The organism is Microbacterium barkeri, assembly GCF_027921765.1.
In the GTDB taxonomy this organism is placed as follows: domain Bacteria; phylum Actinomycetota; class Actinomycetes; order Actinomycetales; family Microbacteriaceae; genus Microbacterium; species Microbacterium barkeri.
The window spans coordinates 133805-150045 of record NZ_BSEJ01000005.1 but is presented as its reverse complement, the minus strand read 5'-3'; the positions used below and the strand labels follow the sequence as shown (position 1 = coordinate 150045).

General features: G+C 72.6%; 16 protein-coding genes. 11 read left to right on the top strand and 5 right to left on the bottom strand.

Annotated features, from left to right (window positions below; genetic code table 11):
• Nucleotides 1-222: 222 nt before the first annotated feature.
• Entirely contained in the window at nt 223-678 is a 456-nt protein-coding gene (locus PKE79_RS07095) for a nuclear transport factor 2 family protein (protein WP_271172984.1), read from the bottom strand.
• A gap of 88 nt (nt 679-766) precedes the next feature.
• Between PKE79_RS07095 and PKE79_RS07090 the strand changes: the two genes are divergently transcribed.
• Genes PKE79_RS07090 through PKE79_RS07080 form a run of 3 tightly spaced genes read left to right on the top strand, consistent with a single transcriptional unit; the run spans nt 767 to nt 2593 of the window.
• Nucleotides 767-1165: a C-glycoside deglycosidase beta subunit domain-containing protein gene (locus PKE79_RS07090; protein ID WP_271172983.1), complete on the top strand. Its 399-nt coding sequence runs from the start codon at nt 767-769 to the stop codon at nt 1163-1165.
• The gene (locus PKE79_RS07085) at nt 1162-2073 is read left to right on the top strand and encodes a sugar phosphate isomerase/epimerase family protein (protein WP_271172982.1); all 912 of its coding nucleotides are present in this window, start codon (nt 1162-1164) and stop codon (nt 2071-2073) included. Before PKE79_RS07090 ends, PKE79_RS07085 begins: the two co-directional genes overlap by 4 nt.
• A 34-nt stretch (nt 2074-2107) precedes the next feature.
• Nucleotides 2108-2593 carry a hypothetical protein gene (locus PKE79_RS07080; protein WP_271172981.1) on the top strand — a complete coding sequence of 162 codons (486 nt, stop codon included), beginning with the start codon at nt 2108-2110 and terminating at the stop codon, nt 2591-2593.
• On the opposite strand, the gene PKE79_RS07075 is transcribed toward PKE79_RS07080, so the two are convergent.
• Both PKE79_RS07075 and PKE79_RS07070 read right to left on the bottom strand, forming a co-directional pair.
• On the bottom strand, nt 2590-5202 hold the full coding sequence (locus PKE79_RS07075) for a glycoside hydrolase family 78 protein (protein WP_271172980.1): 2613 nt from the start codon (nt 5200-5202) through the stop codon (nt 2590-2592). The genes PKE79_RS07080 and PKE79_RS07075 overlap by 4 nt on opposite strands.
• A 52-nt stretch (nt 5203-5254) precedes the next feature.
• Nucleotides 5255-5845 carry a TetR/AcrR family transcriptional regulator gene (locus PKE79_RS07070; RefSeq protein ID WP_271172979.1) on the bottom strand — a complete coding sequence of 197 codons (591 nt, stop codon included), beginning with the start codon at nt 5843-5845 and terminating at the stop codon, nt 5255-5257.
• 138 nt (nt 5846-5983) lie between these two features.
• Between PKE79_RS07070 and PKE79_RS07065 the strand changes: the two genes are divergently transcribed.
• Both PKE79_RS07065 and PKE79_RS07060 read left to right on the top strand, forming a co-directional pair.
• Entirely contained in the window at nt 5984-7315 is a 1332-nt protein-coding gene (locus tag PKE79_RS07065) for an MFS transporter (RefSeq protein ID WP_271172978.1), read from the top strand.
• Between the two features lie 68 nt (nt 7316-7383).
• Nucleotides 7384-8628 carry a glycoside hydrolase family 1 protein gene (locus tag PKE79_RS07060; RefSeq protein ID WP_271172977.1) on the top strand — a complete coding sequence of 415 codons (1245 nt, stop codon included), beginning with the start codon at nt 7384-7386 and terminating at the stop codon, nt 8626-8628.
• A 425-nt stretch (nt 8629-9053) separates the two neighbouring features.
• Here PKE79_RS07060 and PKE79_RS07055 read toward each other — a convergent pair whose 3' ends face one another.
• Both PKE79_RS07055 and PKE79_RS07050 read right to left on the bottom strand, forming a co-directional pair.
• Entirely contained in the window at nt 9054-10247 is a 1194-nt protein-coding gene (locus tag PKE79_RS07055) for a 4-hydroxybenzoate 3-monooxygenase (RefSeq protein WP_271172976.1), read from the bottom strand.
• A gap of 100 nt (nt 10248-10347) precedes the next feature.
• Complete coding sequence (locus PKE79_RS07050) at nt 10348-11061, bottom strand: IclR family transcriptional regulator (protein ID WP_271172975.1); 714 nt, start codon at nt 11059-11061, stop codon at nt 10348-10350.
• A 247-nt stretch (nt 11062-11308) separates the two neighbouring features.
• Between PKE79_RS07050 and PKE79_RS07045 the strand changes: the two genes are divergently transcribed.
• The 6 genes from PKE79_RS07045 to pcaC all read left to right on the top strand — a co-directional run bounded on the left by PKE79_RS07045 (nt 11309) and on the right by pcaC (nt 16234).
• Nucleotides 11309-12079, top strand: a complete 771-nt coding sequence (locus tag PKE79_RS07045; protein WP_271172974.1) for an IclR family transcriptional regulator — start codon at nt 11309-11311, stop codon at nt 12077-12079.
• 269 nt (nt 12080-12348) lie between these two features.
• Nucleotides 12349-13167, top strand: a complete 819-nt coding sequence (pcaH, locus tag PKE79_RS07040; RefSeq protein ID WP_271172973.1) for a protocatechuate 3,4-dioxygenase subunit beta — start codon at nt 12349-12351, stop codon at nt 13165-13167.
• The gene (gene pcaG / locus PKE79_RS07035; RefSeq protein WP_271172972.1) at nt 13167-13736 is read left to right on the top strand and encodes a protocatechuate 3,4-dioxygenase subunit alpha; all 570 of its coding nucleotides are present in this window, start codon (nt 13167-13169) and stop codon (nt 13734-13736) included. The genes pcaH and pcaG overlap by 1 nt, the downstream gene beginning before the upstream one ends.
• Nucleotides 13726-15084, top strand: coding sequence for a lyase family protein (locus tag PKE79_RS07030; RefSeq protein WP_271172971.1), 1359 nt, complete (start codon nt 13726-13728; stop codon nt 15082-15084). The genes pcaG and PKE79_RS07030 overlap by 11 nt, the downstream gene beginning before the upstream one ends.
• Entirely contained in the window at nt 15081-15836 is a 756-nt protein-coding gene (locus tag PKE79_RS07025; protein ID WP_271172970.1) for an alpha/beta fold hydrolase, read from the top strand. Before PKE79_RS07030 ends, PKE79_RS07025 begins: the two co-directional genes overlap by 4 nt.
• Nucleotides 15833-16234: a 4-carboxymuconolactone decarboxylase gene (pcaC, locus tag PKE79_RS07020; RefSeq protein WP_271172969.1), complete on the top strand. Its 402-nt coding sequence runs from the start codon at nt 15833-15835 to the stop codon at nt 16232-16234. The genes PKE79_RS07025 and pcaC overlap by 4 nt, the downstream gene beginning before the upstream one ends.
• Nucleotides 16235-16241 lie beyond the last annotated feature (7 nt).

Below are 16241 nucleotides of genomic sequence, written 5' to 3'. Positions count from 1 at the left end.
GGCGTCGGCCGGCGTGCGGGGGTTGGGGCGTGTCAGGGGCGGTGCGGGTGTGGGGGTCGGTCGGTGGGTGCGTCCGCCGGCCGTTCGCCCCGGAACGCGGCAGACGGCCATCCGTTGGACGTGAAACGCGGCAGGAGCCCCAGGCTCCTGCCGCGTTGTGCGTCGATCCGCGCCCGGTTCGCCGCGAAACGCGGCGACGGCCGAGGCGCCCGAGCGGGCCCCTCAGACCGTCGGCGTGCGCCCCTTCGCGCGGGCGGCGCGCTCGGCGTCGGCGAGGATGCCCGAGTCGAAGTACTCGCGCTGCAGGATGATCCTGCCGTCCTCGACGCGCAGGAGGTGCACGAACGACTGCGGGTACGGCTCGCCCAGGAACGTCGCCTCCGGCACCATCCGGCTCGTCACGAAGAAGAGCGAAGGATCCTCGCACGCGAAGATCTCGAGGTCCTGGTGCACGCAGTTCGCGAACATCCCGGCGTTGTTGACCGTGTTCGCCACGATCTCGTCGCGCCCTTCCCATCGGGTCTTGGGCAGCTCGCGCGGTGCGAAGGGCAGCTCCTTGACGCCGTCGGGGTGCCAGAGCGCGATGCGCTCCTCGGGGTTGTCGAGGTTCGATGAGAAGAAGGCCTCGACCACCGCGCGATTGCGCGCGCGGAGCTCGTCGGCATCGGATGGCGTCATTGCGGATCCTCTCAATGTTGGCTTCACGCAAGCTTATGACTATTCTCGACATAAGTGAGCCCCACGACGGGGCGCGAGAGGAGCGAGGATGCTCGAGAAATCCCTCATCCAGTCGAAGGGATTCCGCAACGTCGGCGGAGACCGCCCGACCGGATTCCAGCTGCGGGTGCGCAGCCCCTACTACCGCGGCGTCTGGGCGAACCTGCTCGAGGAGCCCACGCTCGTCGTCGACGGCGAGGAGTTCGACGCCTCCGACATCACATGGGGCCTCCCGAGCGGCGAGTACTCGTTCGCGCAGCTGCGGGAGTCGACGGATGTCCGCTGGCCGCTCGAGCACGCGGCGGTGCTGACGGTGGCGAAGGACGGCGGCCTCGCGCCGGGCGTCCACGACGTCTCGTTCACTCTGCGCATGCGCATGTCGTACATCCCCGAAGAGCTCCAGCCGCAGGCCTGGACCGCGACCCGGAAGGCGGTGATCGTCCGATGAGCGCCATCCCGTTCCAGCTGGGCGTCTCGGTCTACAGCTACACCGGCGACTTCGGCGTCGTCATGGACCTCGACGACTGCGCGCGCGACATCGCCGATCTCGGCGCGACCGGCATCGAGATCCTCGGCGAAGGCCATGTCGAGAGCTACCCCGAGCCATCCACGGCCTTCATCGACGCGTGGCACGCCCGCAACGCCGAGCTCGGGCTCACGCCGACACTGTACGGATCGTGGCTCGACACGCGCCGGTTCCCGGGGCGCGGCATGACCGTCGAGGAGGGCGCCGAGCAGCTCGCGCTCGACCTGCGTCTCGCCGCGACGCTCGGGTTCTCGTTCGTGCGTCCCAAGATCGGCGTCGTGACGAGCGACCTCCAGGTCGATCCGATCTGGGACCAGGCCGTCGAGCGCAACCTCGACCTCGCGCACGACCTCGGCATCACTATCTGCCCCGAGATCCACTGGCCGTCGGTCATCAGGTCGCCCGTGGTCGACGAGTACATCGCGTTCATCGAGCGCACCGGCACCGAGAACTTCGGACTGCTCATCGACACGGGCGTGTTCCAGAAGAGCATGTTCCGCCGCGAGGAGCCCGGCATCACGTCGCAGCTCGGCACGGGCGGCGCGCCCGCGTTCCCCGTCGTGCCCGTGGTGCCGGTCTCCGATCTGCGCGACGTCATGCCCTACACGGTGTACTTCCAGGCGAAGTTCCACGAGATCGACGACGAGCTCGTCGACCACCACATCCCGTGGGCCGAGATCATCGACATCGTCCTCGAATCGGGATACACGGGCTGGCTCTCGAGCGAGTACGAGGGGCACAAGCACCCGTACCGCGCCTCGGATCAGCTGCGCCGCCAGCACGCGCTCATCCGCACGCTCGCGACGGAGCGCCAGGCCGCGGCGCGTTGAGCGTCGTCTGAGGTTCGGATGGTCTCCTCGAGTCATGCGCACCCGCATCGCACTCGAGGAGACCCGTCCGACTGAGGCCCGCGCCGAGCGCGCGACGGCACCCGCCAGCCCGAAGCGGATCGCACCGCCGCGGCGCGCCGCCCTGTGGCTCGGCATCTGGCTCGCGGCGGGTCTCGGCGCGGGCACGGGCGCCCTCATCTACGCGAGCCTCACCGGCCAGGCGTGGATCATGCCGACGGCGATCGGCGTCGCGGCGATCTCGGTCGCCGGGCCCATCCTCGTCGCCGGCTGGCTCATCGGCCGCGCGCTCCGTCGAGGCGCGGGCGCGCTCGGACTCCTCTTCGCCCTCGGCATGCTCGCCGCGGGCGTCGGCATGGCGGCGTCGCTCGCCGCCGTCTCGGCGATCGGCTGGTCGGCGATGACCGCCTCCGCCCTGGCGCTCGCGCTCATCGTGCGGTTCTCCGCGCGGCGGGGCGCCCGCGCGAGGCGCTCCGCCCGCCGGACGCCGGGCGGCCGCTAGCCCGTGAACGACGCGGCCACCGCGGCCGCCTCGCCGGCGGTGAACGCGCACGCGAACAGGTGCGTCCCCGAGCCGACGATCGTCGGCTCGGACCCGTCGGGCAGCACGATCTCGGCTTCGGTCGACGGCGGGACGACGACCTCGAGGGCGAAGGCGTCGTCCTCGAGAGTCCAGGACACCTCCGCGCGACCGTAGGGCGTCTCGTGCGCGGTGCGCGCCCACGTGAGCTCGGGAGTCGGAAGCGGCGCGACCCGGATGCGGCGGTAGCCCGGCGCTGCCGGAGCGAGTCCGCCGACTCGCCGGTGGAGGAAGTCGGCCACAGCGCCGAACGCGTAGTGGTTGAACGACGTCATCTCGCCGGGGTTGATCGAGCCGTCCGGGAGCATCGAGTTCCAGCGCTCCCAGACGGTGGTCGCTCCCATCGTCACGGCGTAGAGCCACGACGGGCACTCAGTCTGCAGGAGGAGCCTCCACGCCGTCGCGGCGTGGCCGGTGTCGGCGAGCGCGTCGAGCACGTGCGGCGTGCCGAGGAAGCCCGAGCCGATCGCGAACCCGTCGGCGGCGACCTGGGCGGCCATGAGCTCTCCCGCGTGCTCCTCCTGCTCGGGGAGCAGGAGGCCGAAGCGGATGGCCAGGGCGTACGCGGTCTGCGACGGGAACGCCGCGCGTCCGGTCGGGGTGACGTACTCGTCGCGGTAGCGCGCCGCCGTGCGGGCGAAGAGATCCGCGTAGCGCGCCTCGTCCTCGGGGCGATCGAGGACGGCGGCGGCGTCGCGGAGGATGCGCGCCGACAGCGCGAGGTACGCGGTCGCGACCGCCTGCCACGGCAGGCGCGCAGCCCACGGCTGGTCGTCGGGCGCCGCCGCGTCGAGCCAGTCCCCGAACGAGAACCCTCCACTGGAGAAGTCGAGAGCGTCGCCCGCTCGCGCGGCGAGCGCCTCGACCCATCCGGTCATCGAACCCCACTGGCGGCGGAGGATCTCGACGTCGCCGTAGCGCTCGTAGAGCGTCCACGGCACGACCGTCGCGGCGTCGCCCCAGCCGGCCTCGGCCCCGAGCGGCGGCATGTTCGGGTCGACGTCGGCCCACGGGATGTACACCGGCACGTTGCCGTCGTCGTGCTGGTCGGCGGCGAGGTCGGCGAGCCATCCCGTGAGCATCCCCGACGTGTCGTAGAGGTACGCGGCGGTCGGCGCGAAAGCCATCAGGTCACCCGTCCAGCCGAGGCGCTCGTCGCGCTGCGGGCAGTCGGTGGGCACGTCGAGGAAGTTGCCGCGCATGCCCCACACGACGTTCTCGTGCAGGCGGTCGAGCAGCGGATCCGAGCACGAGAAGGTGCCGACGCGGCGCATGTCGGTGTGCAGCACGACGGCCTCGAACGCCAACGGATCGACGTCGCCGCGCCATCCGCTCACCTCCGCGTACCGGAAGCCGTGGAACGTGAAAGCGGGCTCCCACGTGAACGCGGTGCCATCGCCGAGGACCACATCGGTCGCGCGGGCGCGCCGCAGCGGTCGGGTGCCGAGCTCGCCGTGCTCGAGCACCTCGGCGTGCCGCAGCACGATCTCGCCTGCGTCGGCCGGGACGCGCACGCGGAGCCGGCCGACGAGGTTCTGCCCGAAGTCGAGGATCGTCCGGCCGGTCGGCGAGGTGCGCACCTCGACGGGGCGGATGGTCTCGGTGCGGCGGACGGCCGGACCGTCGGGCGCGACGAGGGTCGCGGGGTCGAACGCGACCGTCGACACGGCATCCCACGCGGCGTCGTCGAAGCCGGGCTCGTCCCATCCGGCGATGGCGCGCCGCGCATCGTAGGTCTCGCCCATGTACAGGTCGGCGCGCGTCACGGGCCCGAGGGCCGAGCGCCAGGTCTCATCGCTCCCGACCACCGTGAGGGAACCGTCGGCGTGCTCGACCTCGAGCTGCACGAGCGCGGCCGTCCGGTCTCCGTAGAGGTCGCGGAGGCCGCCGAACCCGAGGTACCCGCGGTACCAGCCGTCCGCGAGGTGCACCCCGAGGGCGTTGCGTCCCTCGTGCACGAGCTCGGTGACATCCCACGTGCGATAGCGCAGCCGCCGCGCGTAGCTCGTCCATCCGGGGTGGAGCACGTCGTCGCCGACGGGGCGCCCGTTGATCCGCAGCGTCATGACGCCCCGCGCCGTGGCGCGGACCCGGGCGCGCACGATCCCGCCGCGGAGCTCGGCCTCGCCGCGCAGCAGCGCGGCCGGCTCGCCGCCGTCGCCCGTCTCGGGCAGCGCGGGAGCGACCATCCGCGCCTCCCACAGTGCGGAGTCGAGCAATCCCGTCTCGAGGACGGTCGGCGCGCTCCAGTCCGACGCGTCGCCCTCGGCGCCCCACACGCGCACCCGCACCGAGCGGCGTGCCCGGCTGCCGAGCGCCTCGGCAGGCCAGGGCACGAGCACTTGATCGACCGACTCGACCCGTCCGGTCGTGAACGCGCCCGCGTCGGAGACGATCTCGATCTCGTAGGCGCGCTGCGCCCATCCGGGCTGGTCGGCGTCGACGATCCACGACAGGCGCGGACGCGTCTCGCCGATGCCGATCGGCTCGCGGTGGTGCTCGACGGTCACAGGGCGGGCGGCGATGCTCATGGGGCTCCTGACGGATGGCGGACGACGGCGTCCGCGGACGGTCGTGGTCGGGTCAGAGGGGATCGACGAGATAGCCGTCGATGAAGTCGCGGATGTCGTCGGCCATGTCGACGTCGAAGCCGTTCAGCCAGAGGAGCTCGAGGCCCTCCGTCATCGCGATCGTGCGCAGTGCGGCGGTGCGCGGGTCGACGCCATCGCGGAGCCCTCCGTCGTCGCGCACCTCGGCGAACGCGCGGGTGACGGCGTCGGCGATGCGCTCGAGGCGGGCGTGGAAGTACTCGTGCGCGGGATGGTCCGGGTCGACCGCCTCGGCCGAGAGGTTGCGGTAGAGCTGCACGACACCGCGCTGGGCGGCCTGCGCGCGGGAGATCTCGACGAGGCCGAGGAGGAAGTCGCGGCCGCGCCGCGCCTCGAGGACGCCCTCGGCGCGCGCGTCGCGCTGCTCGAGAACGGCGCGCAGGAGGGCGATCTTGCCGCCGGCGAAGTGGTGGAGGACGCCCGTCTGGGTGATGCCCACGGCTCGCGCGATCTCGTTCACCGAGCTCGCGGTGTACCCGTTCTTCGCGAACACCGCGAATGCGGCGTCGAGGATCTGCGCGCGCCGTTCCGCGCTCTTCCGGTACTCGCCTCGGGGTCCTGCCATGTCAGCACCGTACCAGGATCCGCGCAAAAACATTGAACCCTTTAACTTTTCGTGTTAGCGTCTCCCGCATCCCGGCGACGGGACCCCATCGACGAAGAGACGGCCGACCCGACGGCCCCCATCGGCAAGGAAGCCACCATGACCATCCCCGAAGACGCCCCCGCGGCCACGCCGTTCGGCGCGGCCCCCGCGATCACGACCGACACCCTGCGCGAGCTCACCCCGACCGAGGCGTTCCGCCAGAGCGTGAAGCGCCCCCGCGGCTTCACGTTCTTCCTCGTCCTCGCGATGGTGGGCGCGGCCGCCGCCCAGATGTCGGCGGCGCTCCTCACCCTCACGCTCAAGGCGACGGAGATCGACGCCGCGACCGCGACGACGACGATCTCGATCTCGAGCGCGGTCGCGGGCATCCTCACGCTGTTCGCGCTGCCCATCGTCGGCACGCTGAGCGACCGCACGCGGTCGCGCTTCGGCCGGCGCCGGCCATACCTCGTCGTGGGGGCGATCGCGTTCGTGCTCGGGGCCATCCTGCTCGTGACGGCACCGAACGTGCCCGTGTTCGTCGCGGCGCACCTCCTCATCACGACCGGATTCGTCGCGGCCAACGTCACGGTCATGGCGCTCCTCACCGACCAGCTGCCCGCCGACCAGCGCGGCGTCGCCACGGCGCTCGTGAGCATGAGCACGCCGATCGGCGCGCTCTTCGGGATGGCCGTGGCGGTGCCGTTCGGGCAGCAGCTCCTCCCGCTCGTGGGCATCCCGACCGCTCTCGCCGTCATCGGGATGCTCGTGCTCGCGGTGGTCGTCCGCGACCCGAAGTGGGAGTTCCCGCAGCCGCCCTTCGACCTGCGAGCCGCGCTGCGCGTGTTCTGGGTGAACCCGCTCAAGCACTCCGCGTTCACCTGGGTCTTCACGAGCCGCATGCTCGTGTTCTCGGGCGTCGCCGCGCTGAACGGATACCAGGCGATCTACCTGCTGCAGAAGCTGCACATGGAGCCTGCAGGACTCGGCACGGCCATCCTGCTCACCGTCGTCGTGAACCTCGGCATCACGATGCTCGTCGCTCCCCTCGTCGGGAAGCTCAGCGACCGCCTCGGCGTCCGCAAGCCGTTCATCCTCGTCGCCGCGGTCATCCTCGCCGTCGGCCTCGTGCTCGCCTCGCTCGCGCCCGACTTCGGGTTCTACCTCGTGGCGTGCACGGTCGTCGGCCTCGGCCAGGGCGTGTACTTCGCGGTCGAGCTCGTGCTCGCGACGCAGGTGCTCCCCGACCCCGACAACCCCGCGAAGGACCTCGGCATCCTCAAGATCGCCGACAACCTGCCCGTGACGATCGTCGCCGCGGCGGCGCCCGCCCTCCTCGCGATCGGCGCGGGGCCCGCCGGCCCGAACTTCGCCGCGCTCTTCATCGCTGGCGCGATCGCCGCGGTGATCGGCGGCCTCGTGATCCTCTTCGTGCGCGGAGCGCGCTGACCTCGGATGGCCGCCCCGCGCGAGCGGCCATCCCTCCTCGATCGAATCCCGAAGAAAGCAGTGACGACATGACCTCCTTCCCCGACGGCTTCCTCTGGGGCGTCGCGACGGCCGGCCACCAGAACGAGGGCGGCAACGTCCACAGCGACATCTGGTTCCTCGAGAACACGACGCCGACGCTGTTCCGGGAGCGCTCGGGTGAGGCCTGCCGCGCATACGACCTCTTCGAGAGCGACCTCGACCTCGTCGCGGGCCTCGGGCTCAGCGCCTTCCGCTTCTCGGTCGAATGGGCGCGCATCGAGCCCGAGCGCGGCGTCGTGTCGCAGGAGGAGCTCGACCACTACGAGCGGGTCGTGGACGCCGCGCTCGAGCGCGGCCTCGCCCCCCTTGTGACGCTCAACCACTTCGCGTCGCCGCACTGGTTCTCGGCCGCGGGGTCCTGGCTCGCCCCCGACGCCGCGGCTCTGTTCGCCGAGCAGGCCGACCGCGTCATGGCGCGCTTCGGGGACCGCCTCGAGGCAGTCGTGACGCTCAACGAGCCGAACCTCGAGCAGCTGCTGCAGGCGGGCGACAAGCTGCCTCCGGTCGCCGAGCAGCTCAAGCGCGACATGCTCGCCGCGGCCGCGCGGGCGGCCGGCGCCGAGCGCTACTTCGCGTCGAATGTGCTGCCGGCCGAGGCGCAGGCCGACTTCCAGGAGGCGTTCACCGTCGCTCACCGCGCCGCGAAGGCCGCCGTCCAGGCGCGGCGGGCGGACCTCCCCGTCGGCGTCTCGATCGCGATTGCCGACGAGGTCGCGCTGCCCGGCGGCGAGGCGCGTCGCGACGCGTGCCGTGCGGCGGTCTACGACCACTGGCTCGAGGTCGCCCGCGACGACGACTTCATCGGCGTGCAGAACTACGAGCGGACCTATCACGACGCCTCGGGCGAGGTCGTCCCCGAAGGGCCGCGCAACGGGATGGGCACGGTCATCGAGCCGGCGTCGCTCGCGGGCGCCGTCCGCTACGCGCACCAGGTGTCGGGCGTGCCCGTGCTCGTGACCGAGCACGGCATCCAGACCGACGACGACGCGCAGCGCGCGGCGTTCATCCCGGCGGCGCTCGAGGCCCTCGGCGAGGAGATCGCGGCGGGCACGCCCGTGCTCGGCTACTGCCACTGGACGCTCATGGACAACTTCGAGTGGATCTTCGGCTACGGCCCCAAGCTCGGCCTCGTGTCGGTCGACCGCGACACGTTCGCGCGCACGCCCAAGCCCAGTGCCGCGGTGTATGCGGATGCGGTGCGCGCGGCGCGGGCGGTGCCGGCGGCCGGCTGAGCTGCTTCCGACCTGGGGCGGTGAATTGTCCCGCTCCGGGAGCAGGACAATCCGCCGAGAGCAGGACGATCTTCGCCCGATCGTCCTGCTCTCGGTCTTTTCTCCTGCTCCCGGTCTTTCTCCGGCGGCGGGCGCGGGCGGGTTGGTAGAGGCCTGAGTGGTCGTGTCTCGGTTTTGGCGGGTTAGCGGGCTGGAATCCCGCAGCGGGTGAGACACGCACGCACTGACCGCCGCGCATGTGTGTGGGGTGGAGGTGTTGATGTCTCGGTTTTGGCGGGTTAGCGGGCTGGAATCCCGCAGCGGGTGAGACACGCACGCACGCGCCGCCACCGCCGCATGCACGCCCGCGCCGCCGCACGCCCGCGCCGCCGCACGCCCGCGCCACCGCCGCACGCACCGGCGGTCGCGCGTCCCTCCCGGGGTGCCTACCGGCCGAGCACGGCCTCGATGCCGGGCATCGGCCATCCGGTGTACGCCTCGGCGAGGTAGGTGCGTCCGGCCTCCGACTCGACGACGGTGCGGAGCTCCCCGAGCTGGCGCAGGCGGTCGAAGTCACTCGCCTCCGGCTGCAGGTGCAGCATGCTCGTCATCCACCAGGAGAAGTGCTGCGCCTTCCAGATCCGCTGGAGCGCGGTCTCGGGATAGGCGTCGACGAGCGCGTCGTCGCCGTCGGCCAGCGCGCTGCGCAGCGCCTCGCTGAGGAGCACGACGTCGGCGACGGCGAGGTTCATCCCCTTGGCGCCCGTCGGCGGGACCGTGTGCGCCGCGTCGCCGACGAGCACGACGCGGCCGCGGCGCAGCTCGTGGGCCACGAAGCTGCGGAACCGCAGGATGTCTCGCTGGAAGATGCGCCCCTCCTTGAGCGTCGTGCCGGGCACGCGCGCCTGCAGCGTCTCCCACAGCTCGGCCTCGCTGAGCGCATCCGGGTCGGCCTCTGGGTCGCACTGGAAGTACATCCGCTGCACCTCGGGGCTGCGCTGGCTGATGAGCGCGAAGCCCTCGGCCGAGTTGGAGTAGATGAGCTCCTCGGCGCTCGGCGGCGCCTCGCAGAGGATGCCGAACCACGCGAACGGGTACTCGCGGAAGTACCCCGCCCGCTGCCCGCTGACCGACGACCGCGCGACCGAGCGCGAGCCATCCGCGCCGACGATCCAGTCGGCCTCGATCTCGACCGGCGCGCCGGACGCGTCGCGCGCGATGAGGCGGGGCCGATCCGACTCGGCGTCCTCGACGCGCTCTGCCGTGACCTCGAAGCGGAGGTCCTGGCCGGCGGCGAGTCGCGCCGCGATGAGGTCCTTGAGCGCCTCGTGCTGGGGGTAGAGCCACACGGCCCTGCCCGCCGTCGCGGCGAAGTCGATGCGATGGTGCTCGCCGGCGAACGCGAGTTCGATGCCCTCGTGGCGCCGCCCGACGGTGTGCACGCGGTCGGATGCCCCGGTCTCGCTGAGGATCTCGACCGTGCCCTGCTCGAGGATGCCGGCGCGGATGGTCGTCTCGATCTGCTCGCGCGAGCGCTGGTCGATGACGATCGACTCGATCCCCTGACGGCCCAGCAGGTGCGAGAGGAGGAGGCCCGCCGGGCCGGCTCCGATGATGGCGACGCGCGTGCGCTCGGTCATGTCCGTCTCCTTCGACGTGGTCGGGATGGCACGAGTCTCCCCGGCGGGACGGGTTGGCTGCGCGCTTGTTCCCGTTCAACGGGAATCGTGTCCCGAGCCGTCAGCGCCGGGACGCGCCGAGCGAAGCGGAGATCCCGGCCGCCGCTGCACGGAGCTCCTCGACCGCGCCGGCGGTCGGCGCCTCGCGCGGCAGGACGACCGACAGGGCCGCGATCACCGGGCCCCGGCCATCCCGCACCGGGACGGCGACGCCGGTCGACACCGACTCGATCGAGCCCTCGGCGACGACGAATCCGTCGCGTCGGATGGCGCCGAGGCGGCGCCGCAGCTCGATCGGGTCGACGACGGTCTCCGGTGAGACCGCGGCGAGCGGCTCGGCGAGCACCCGCTCGCGCTCCTCCTCCGGAGCGAACGCGAGGAGGATGAGACCCGACGACGATGCGTGCAGGGGCAGCCGCCCGGCGACGCGCGTGATGTTGGCGCCCGACGTCGGCGACGAGAGGCGCTCGAGGAAGAGCGCCTCGCCCCGCTCGAGCACTGCGAGCTGGGTGTGCTCGCGGATCCGGCTCTGCACGCGCTCCATGAACGGCAGGGCGACCTGTCGCAGCCGCAGGGCGAGGGAACCGCGCTCGGCGAGCTCCCACAGGCGCAGGCCGAGGCGGATGCGGCGCTCGCCATCCCGCTCCAGCAGCCCCGACGCGACGAGGTCGGCGACCATCCGATGCGCCGTCGACGAGGGCAGGCCGGCGCGTCGGCCGATCTCGGCGGTCGTCTGCACCGTGCGGTCGGTCGTGAACGTCTCGAGCACGCGCACGATCCGCTCGTGACCGAGTCGCCCGACGGGGAGTTCGCCATGGGGCCATTGTCGCCCGCCGCCCGGGCAGGTCTCGCGTCGTGCGTGACCGGAATCGGATGGCTGGGGCGCGTGTGCGCGTGTCGTGCGCAGGGGGCGACTCTTGTCGCACGGATCCGATTCGGGGGACGCGGGGAGGCCATCCGGCCAGGTCTCCATGTCTCGAGTCGTGCGGGTTCGGATGGCCCAGAGGCGCGACAATCGAGACATGGGAGTGGAGGGAGAGGGCGAAGGGGTCCTCACGCGGGCGATGCGGATCCTCGCGTGCTTCACGGCCGACGAGCCCGATCTCAGCGCGACGCGGCTGTCGGAGCAGACGGGGCTGTCGTCGTCGACGCTCCACCGCATCCTCGCCCAGCTCGTCGACCACGGCCTGCTCGCCCGCGCTCCGGGGCGGCGCTACATCGTCGGGCCGCGGCTGTGGGAGCTGGGCGAGCTCTCGCCGCTGTCCCTCCGGCTGCGCGAGACCGCGCTGCCCCACATGCAGCGGCTCTACGAGGCGACGGGCGAGAACGTCCACCTCGCGGTGCTCGAGGCGCCGACGCCCGAACGCGCATCCGCGCTCTACGTCGGACGCGTCACGGGCCACGGATCCATCCCGACCCTGTCGCGCATGGGCGGTCGCCACCCGCTCCACACCGTCGGCGTCGGCAAGGCCATGCTCGCGCAGCAGGGGGAGGAGTGGCTGCGGCAGTTCTTCCGGGCGCCGCTCGAGCGCGAGACCGTGCACTCCCTCACGTCCGAGGAGGCCGTGCGCGCCGACCTCGCCGCCACCAAGGCCCGCGGCTACGCGGTCGCGCGCGAGGAGATGACCCTCGGCAACATCTCGATCGCCGCGATGCTCGGGCACGTGCGCGGTCTCCCGCCCACGGCGATCGGCGTCGTCGCGCATATCGACACGGCGGATGAGCGGCGCCTCGCGGCTCTCGTGCGGCAGACGGCCGCCGCCCTGACGCGCGAGCTCCGCGACGCGAGCTGACGAGCTCGCTCCGGCCATTCGCCCGGGACACGACGCAGGAGTTCCCGCGCCTTCGCGGCTGCCCGCCCCCGGAATCACGCGGCCCGCCATCCGCGTCGCGCCCGGAACTCCTGCGCTGTGTCCCGCGAACGCCGCCCCTCGCCGCGCTCCGCCGCCCGAACGCCCCTCCGCCGCCCCTCCCGGCCGCTCCTCCCACTCACCGGGAGAATCCCGCCCGCCGGCGCGGCGGTCGCGCCACACTGGACCGGCAGCTCGTCGAAGGAGACACCATGACGCCAGAGCAGACCGCGGCGGCCCCCGAGTCGCTGCTCGCCTCGCCCGATCAGGTCAGCCAGGCCGAGATCACCGAGGAGATCCGGCAGATCCACGCCGACGCCGCCGCGCGCGTGGCCGCGGGGGAGAACGTGCCCAGCACGCTCTACGACTTCCCCCCGTACCGGTCGAGCATCCTGCGTCACCCGACGAAGAACCCGAAGCTCGTCGACCCCGAGACGATCGAGCTGTGGTCGCCCGCCTACGGCGAGCGGGATGTCGCGGCGATCGAGTCCGACCTGACGCTGCAGCACGCGGGCGAGCCGCAGGGCGAGCGGATGACCGTGAGCGGCCGTCTGCTCGACGGCTGGGGGCGTCCGATCGCGAACCAGCTCATCGAGCTGTGGCAGGCCAACGCCGCGGGCCGCTACATCCACCAGCGCGACCAGCACCCCGCTCCGCTCGACCCGAACTTCACGGGCGCCGGCCGCACGATCACCAACGCCAACGGCGAGTACTCCTTCACGACGATCAAGCCGGGCCCGTACCCGTGGAAGAACCACGTCAACGCGTGGCGTCCTGCGCACATCCACTTCTCCGTCTTCGGCCGCGGCTTCACGCAGCGCCTCGTGACGCAGATGTACTTCCCGAGCGACCCGCTGTTCGCGCTCGACCCGATCTACAACACGATCCGCGACCAGAAGGACCGCGAGCGGCTCATCGCGACCTACGACCACGACCTCACGGTGCCCGAGTTCTCGATGGGCTACCGCTGGGACATCGTCGTCGACGGCCCGGACGCGACGTGGTTCGAGCCCGAGGGAGACGAGCACTGATGACCCGCAGCGACCTCGGCGATAAGACGCTCGCCCCCACCGCCGGCCAGACCGTCGGACCGTTCTTCAAGTTCGGTCTCGAGTTCGACGGGATGGCGCAGGTCGCCTTCCCGCACAGCCCCGGCGCGATCGTGCTCGGCGGCACCGTGCGCGACGGCAACGGGCACCCCATCCCCGACGCCGTCGTCGAGATCTTCGGCGCCGACACGGATGGCACGGTGCCGCGTGCGCGCGGAACGCTCCGCCGCGACGGGCATTCGTTCACGGGCTACGGCCGCTCGTTCACGGATGACGAGGGCCACTACGAGTTCTGGACGCGCAACCCCGGCCCCATCGAGGGCAAGGCGCCGTTCTTCGCGGTGGTGCTGTGGGCGCGCGGGCTTCCCAACAAGCTGCACACTCGCATCTACCTGCCGGAGGAGCCCGAGCGCCTCGCGCAGGACCCGCTCCTCGCCTCCCTCGACGAGGGCGAGCGCGCTACGCTCATCGCGACACGCACGTCCGATGGCTACCTGCACCACGACATCCGGCTGCAGGGGGATGAGGAGACCGTCTTCCTTGCATACTGACCCCGACCGCTTCGACGCCGGACTCCTCTCGCCGGTGACCGCCGGGCGCGAGGATCGGGTGTCGGACGCCGCGGTGCTGTCGGCTCTCGTGCTCGCCGAGCGCGCGCTCATCGAGGCCTACATCGCGGTCGGGGCGGTGAAGGACGTCGACGCCGTGCGCGCCGAGGCCGACGCTCTCGGCGTGGCCGACGTGCACGCGCTCGCGCTGGCCGCGGTCGCCGGCGGGAACCCGGTGATCCCGCTCGCGAACGAGCTGCGGATCTTCGCGGGGCCGCACGTCAAGCCGTGGATCCACCGGGGCGCCACGAGCCAGGACATCCTCGACACGGCGCTCATGCTCGTCGCGAAGGACGCCGCGGCGCACGTGCTCGCCTCGCTCGACGCGGTCGTCGGGTCGCTCGAGCACTTCGCGCAGGAGTACCGCGACGTGCCGGCCGCCGCGCGCACGCTCACCCAGCACGCGGTGCCCACGACCGTCGGCCTCCGCGCCGCGAACTGGCTGCGGGCCGTCCGCCGGGCGCGAGCGCGGCTCGCCGCGCTGGAGTTCCCCGCGCAGCTGGGCGGAGCAGGCGGAACGCTCGCCTCGTTCGTCGAGGTCGCGGGGCGCGCCCGCGCGAGCGAGCTGCCGGCCGCCTTCGCGACGGCGCTCGGCCTCGCGGCTCCCGACGGCGTCTGGCACGTCACCCGCTGGCCCGTGACGGAGGCCGGAGACGCGTTCGCGCAGGCGCTCGACGCGCTCGGCCTCATCGCCGCCGACGTGGCGACGCTGTCGCGCACCGAGATCGGCGAGCTCGCGGAGGGCACGGGCGGCGGCTCGTCCGCCATGCCGCAGAAGCAGAATCCCGCGCGGTCGGTGCTCATCCGCTCCGCCGCCATCCGCGCCCCGCACCTCGCCGCGACGCTGCACTCGGCGGCCGGCCTCGCCGTCGACGAGCGCCCCGACGGCGCATGGCATGCCGAGTGGCCCACGCTGCGCGAGCTCCTGCGGCTCGCGCTCGGCGCCTCGGCGCACGCGGTCGACCTCGTCTCGGGGCTCCGCGTCAACCGCGACGCGGTGGAGCGGAACCTCGCCGCGACCGGAGGGCTCATCGTCGCCGAGCGCCTGTCCGTCGCGCTGGGCCCCGTGCTCGGGCGCGATCGCGTGAAGGACATCGTCTCGGCCGCAGGAGCGGGCGGCGACCTGCGTGCGCTCGTCGCGGCGGCCCTCGCCGAGGCCGGCGTCGACGGCGTCGACGTCGACGACCTCCTCGACCCCGCGCGGTACACGGGGCTCGCGGGGGCCTCCGTCGACCGCGCGACCGAGGATGCCGCCGACCACTCGCCCCTGACCGAGGAGGAGAGCGCATGATCGCCCTCACCGCCCCCGTCGGCCCCGCCGACGCCCCGCTCGTCGTGCTCGGGCCCTCGCTCGGCACCTCGACCATCCTCTGGGAGAGCGTCGCCCCGCTCCTTGCCGCGCGCTTCCGCGTCGCCCTGTGGGACCTCCCGGGGCACGGCGCCGCGAAGCCGGTCGCGGAGCCCTTCACGGTCGGCGACCTCGCCGACGCGGTGGCCGAGGCGGTCGGCGAGCCCTTCCTCTATGCGGGCGTCTCTCTGGGCGGCGCGACGGGGCTCGAGCTCCTGCTGCGGCACCCGGGCCTCGTGTCCCGCGCCGCGATCGTGTGCGCGTCGCCGCGCTTCGGCGAGCCGCAGGCGTGGCATGACCGTGCAGCGCAGGTGCGCGCGCAGGGCACGCCCGTGCTCGTGAGCGGCTCGGCCGAGCGGTGGTTCGCGCCCGGCTCGATCGCCCGCGTGCCGGTGCTCAGCGGGCGGCTGCTCCACGCGCTGAGCGACGCCGACGACGAGAGCTACGCGCTGTGCTGCGAGGCCCTCGCGCAGTACGACGTCGCCGATCGCCTCGGCGAGATCGCGGTGCCCGTGCTCGCGGTCGCGGGCGCGCACGATGCGGTGTCGCCGCCCGCCCACGCCGAGGCGATCGCGCAGGGGGTGCAGGACGGCCGCTCCGTCGTGATCCCCGACGCGAGCCACCTCGCGCCCGCCGAGCAGCCGGCGGCGGTCGCCGAGCAGCTCATCCGCCACTTCGAGGGGATCGCACGATGACCCGACCCGACGGCCAGGGGCTCACCGACGAGGAGCGCTACGACCAGGGGATGGCCGTGCGCCGCGCGGTGCTCTCCGACGCGCACGTCGATCGCGCGACGGCGAATCAGACGCCGTTGAGCGCCGACTTCCAGGACCTCATCACCCGCTACGCGTGGGGGGACATCTGGTCGCGCCCTGGCCTCGATCGCCGGTCGCGCTCGGTCGCCGTGCTCAGCTCGCTCATCGCGCACGGGCATCACGAGGAGCTCGCGATGCATCTGCGCGCGGCCCTCCGCAACGGCCTCACGGTCGACGAGATCCGCGAGGTCATCCTGCAGTCCGCGATCTACTCGGGCGTGCCCGCCGCGAACACGGCGTTCCGGATCGCGAACGAGGTCCTCTCCGACGACGCGTAGGCTCGCG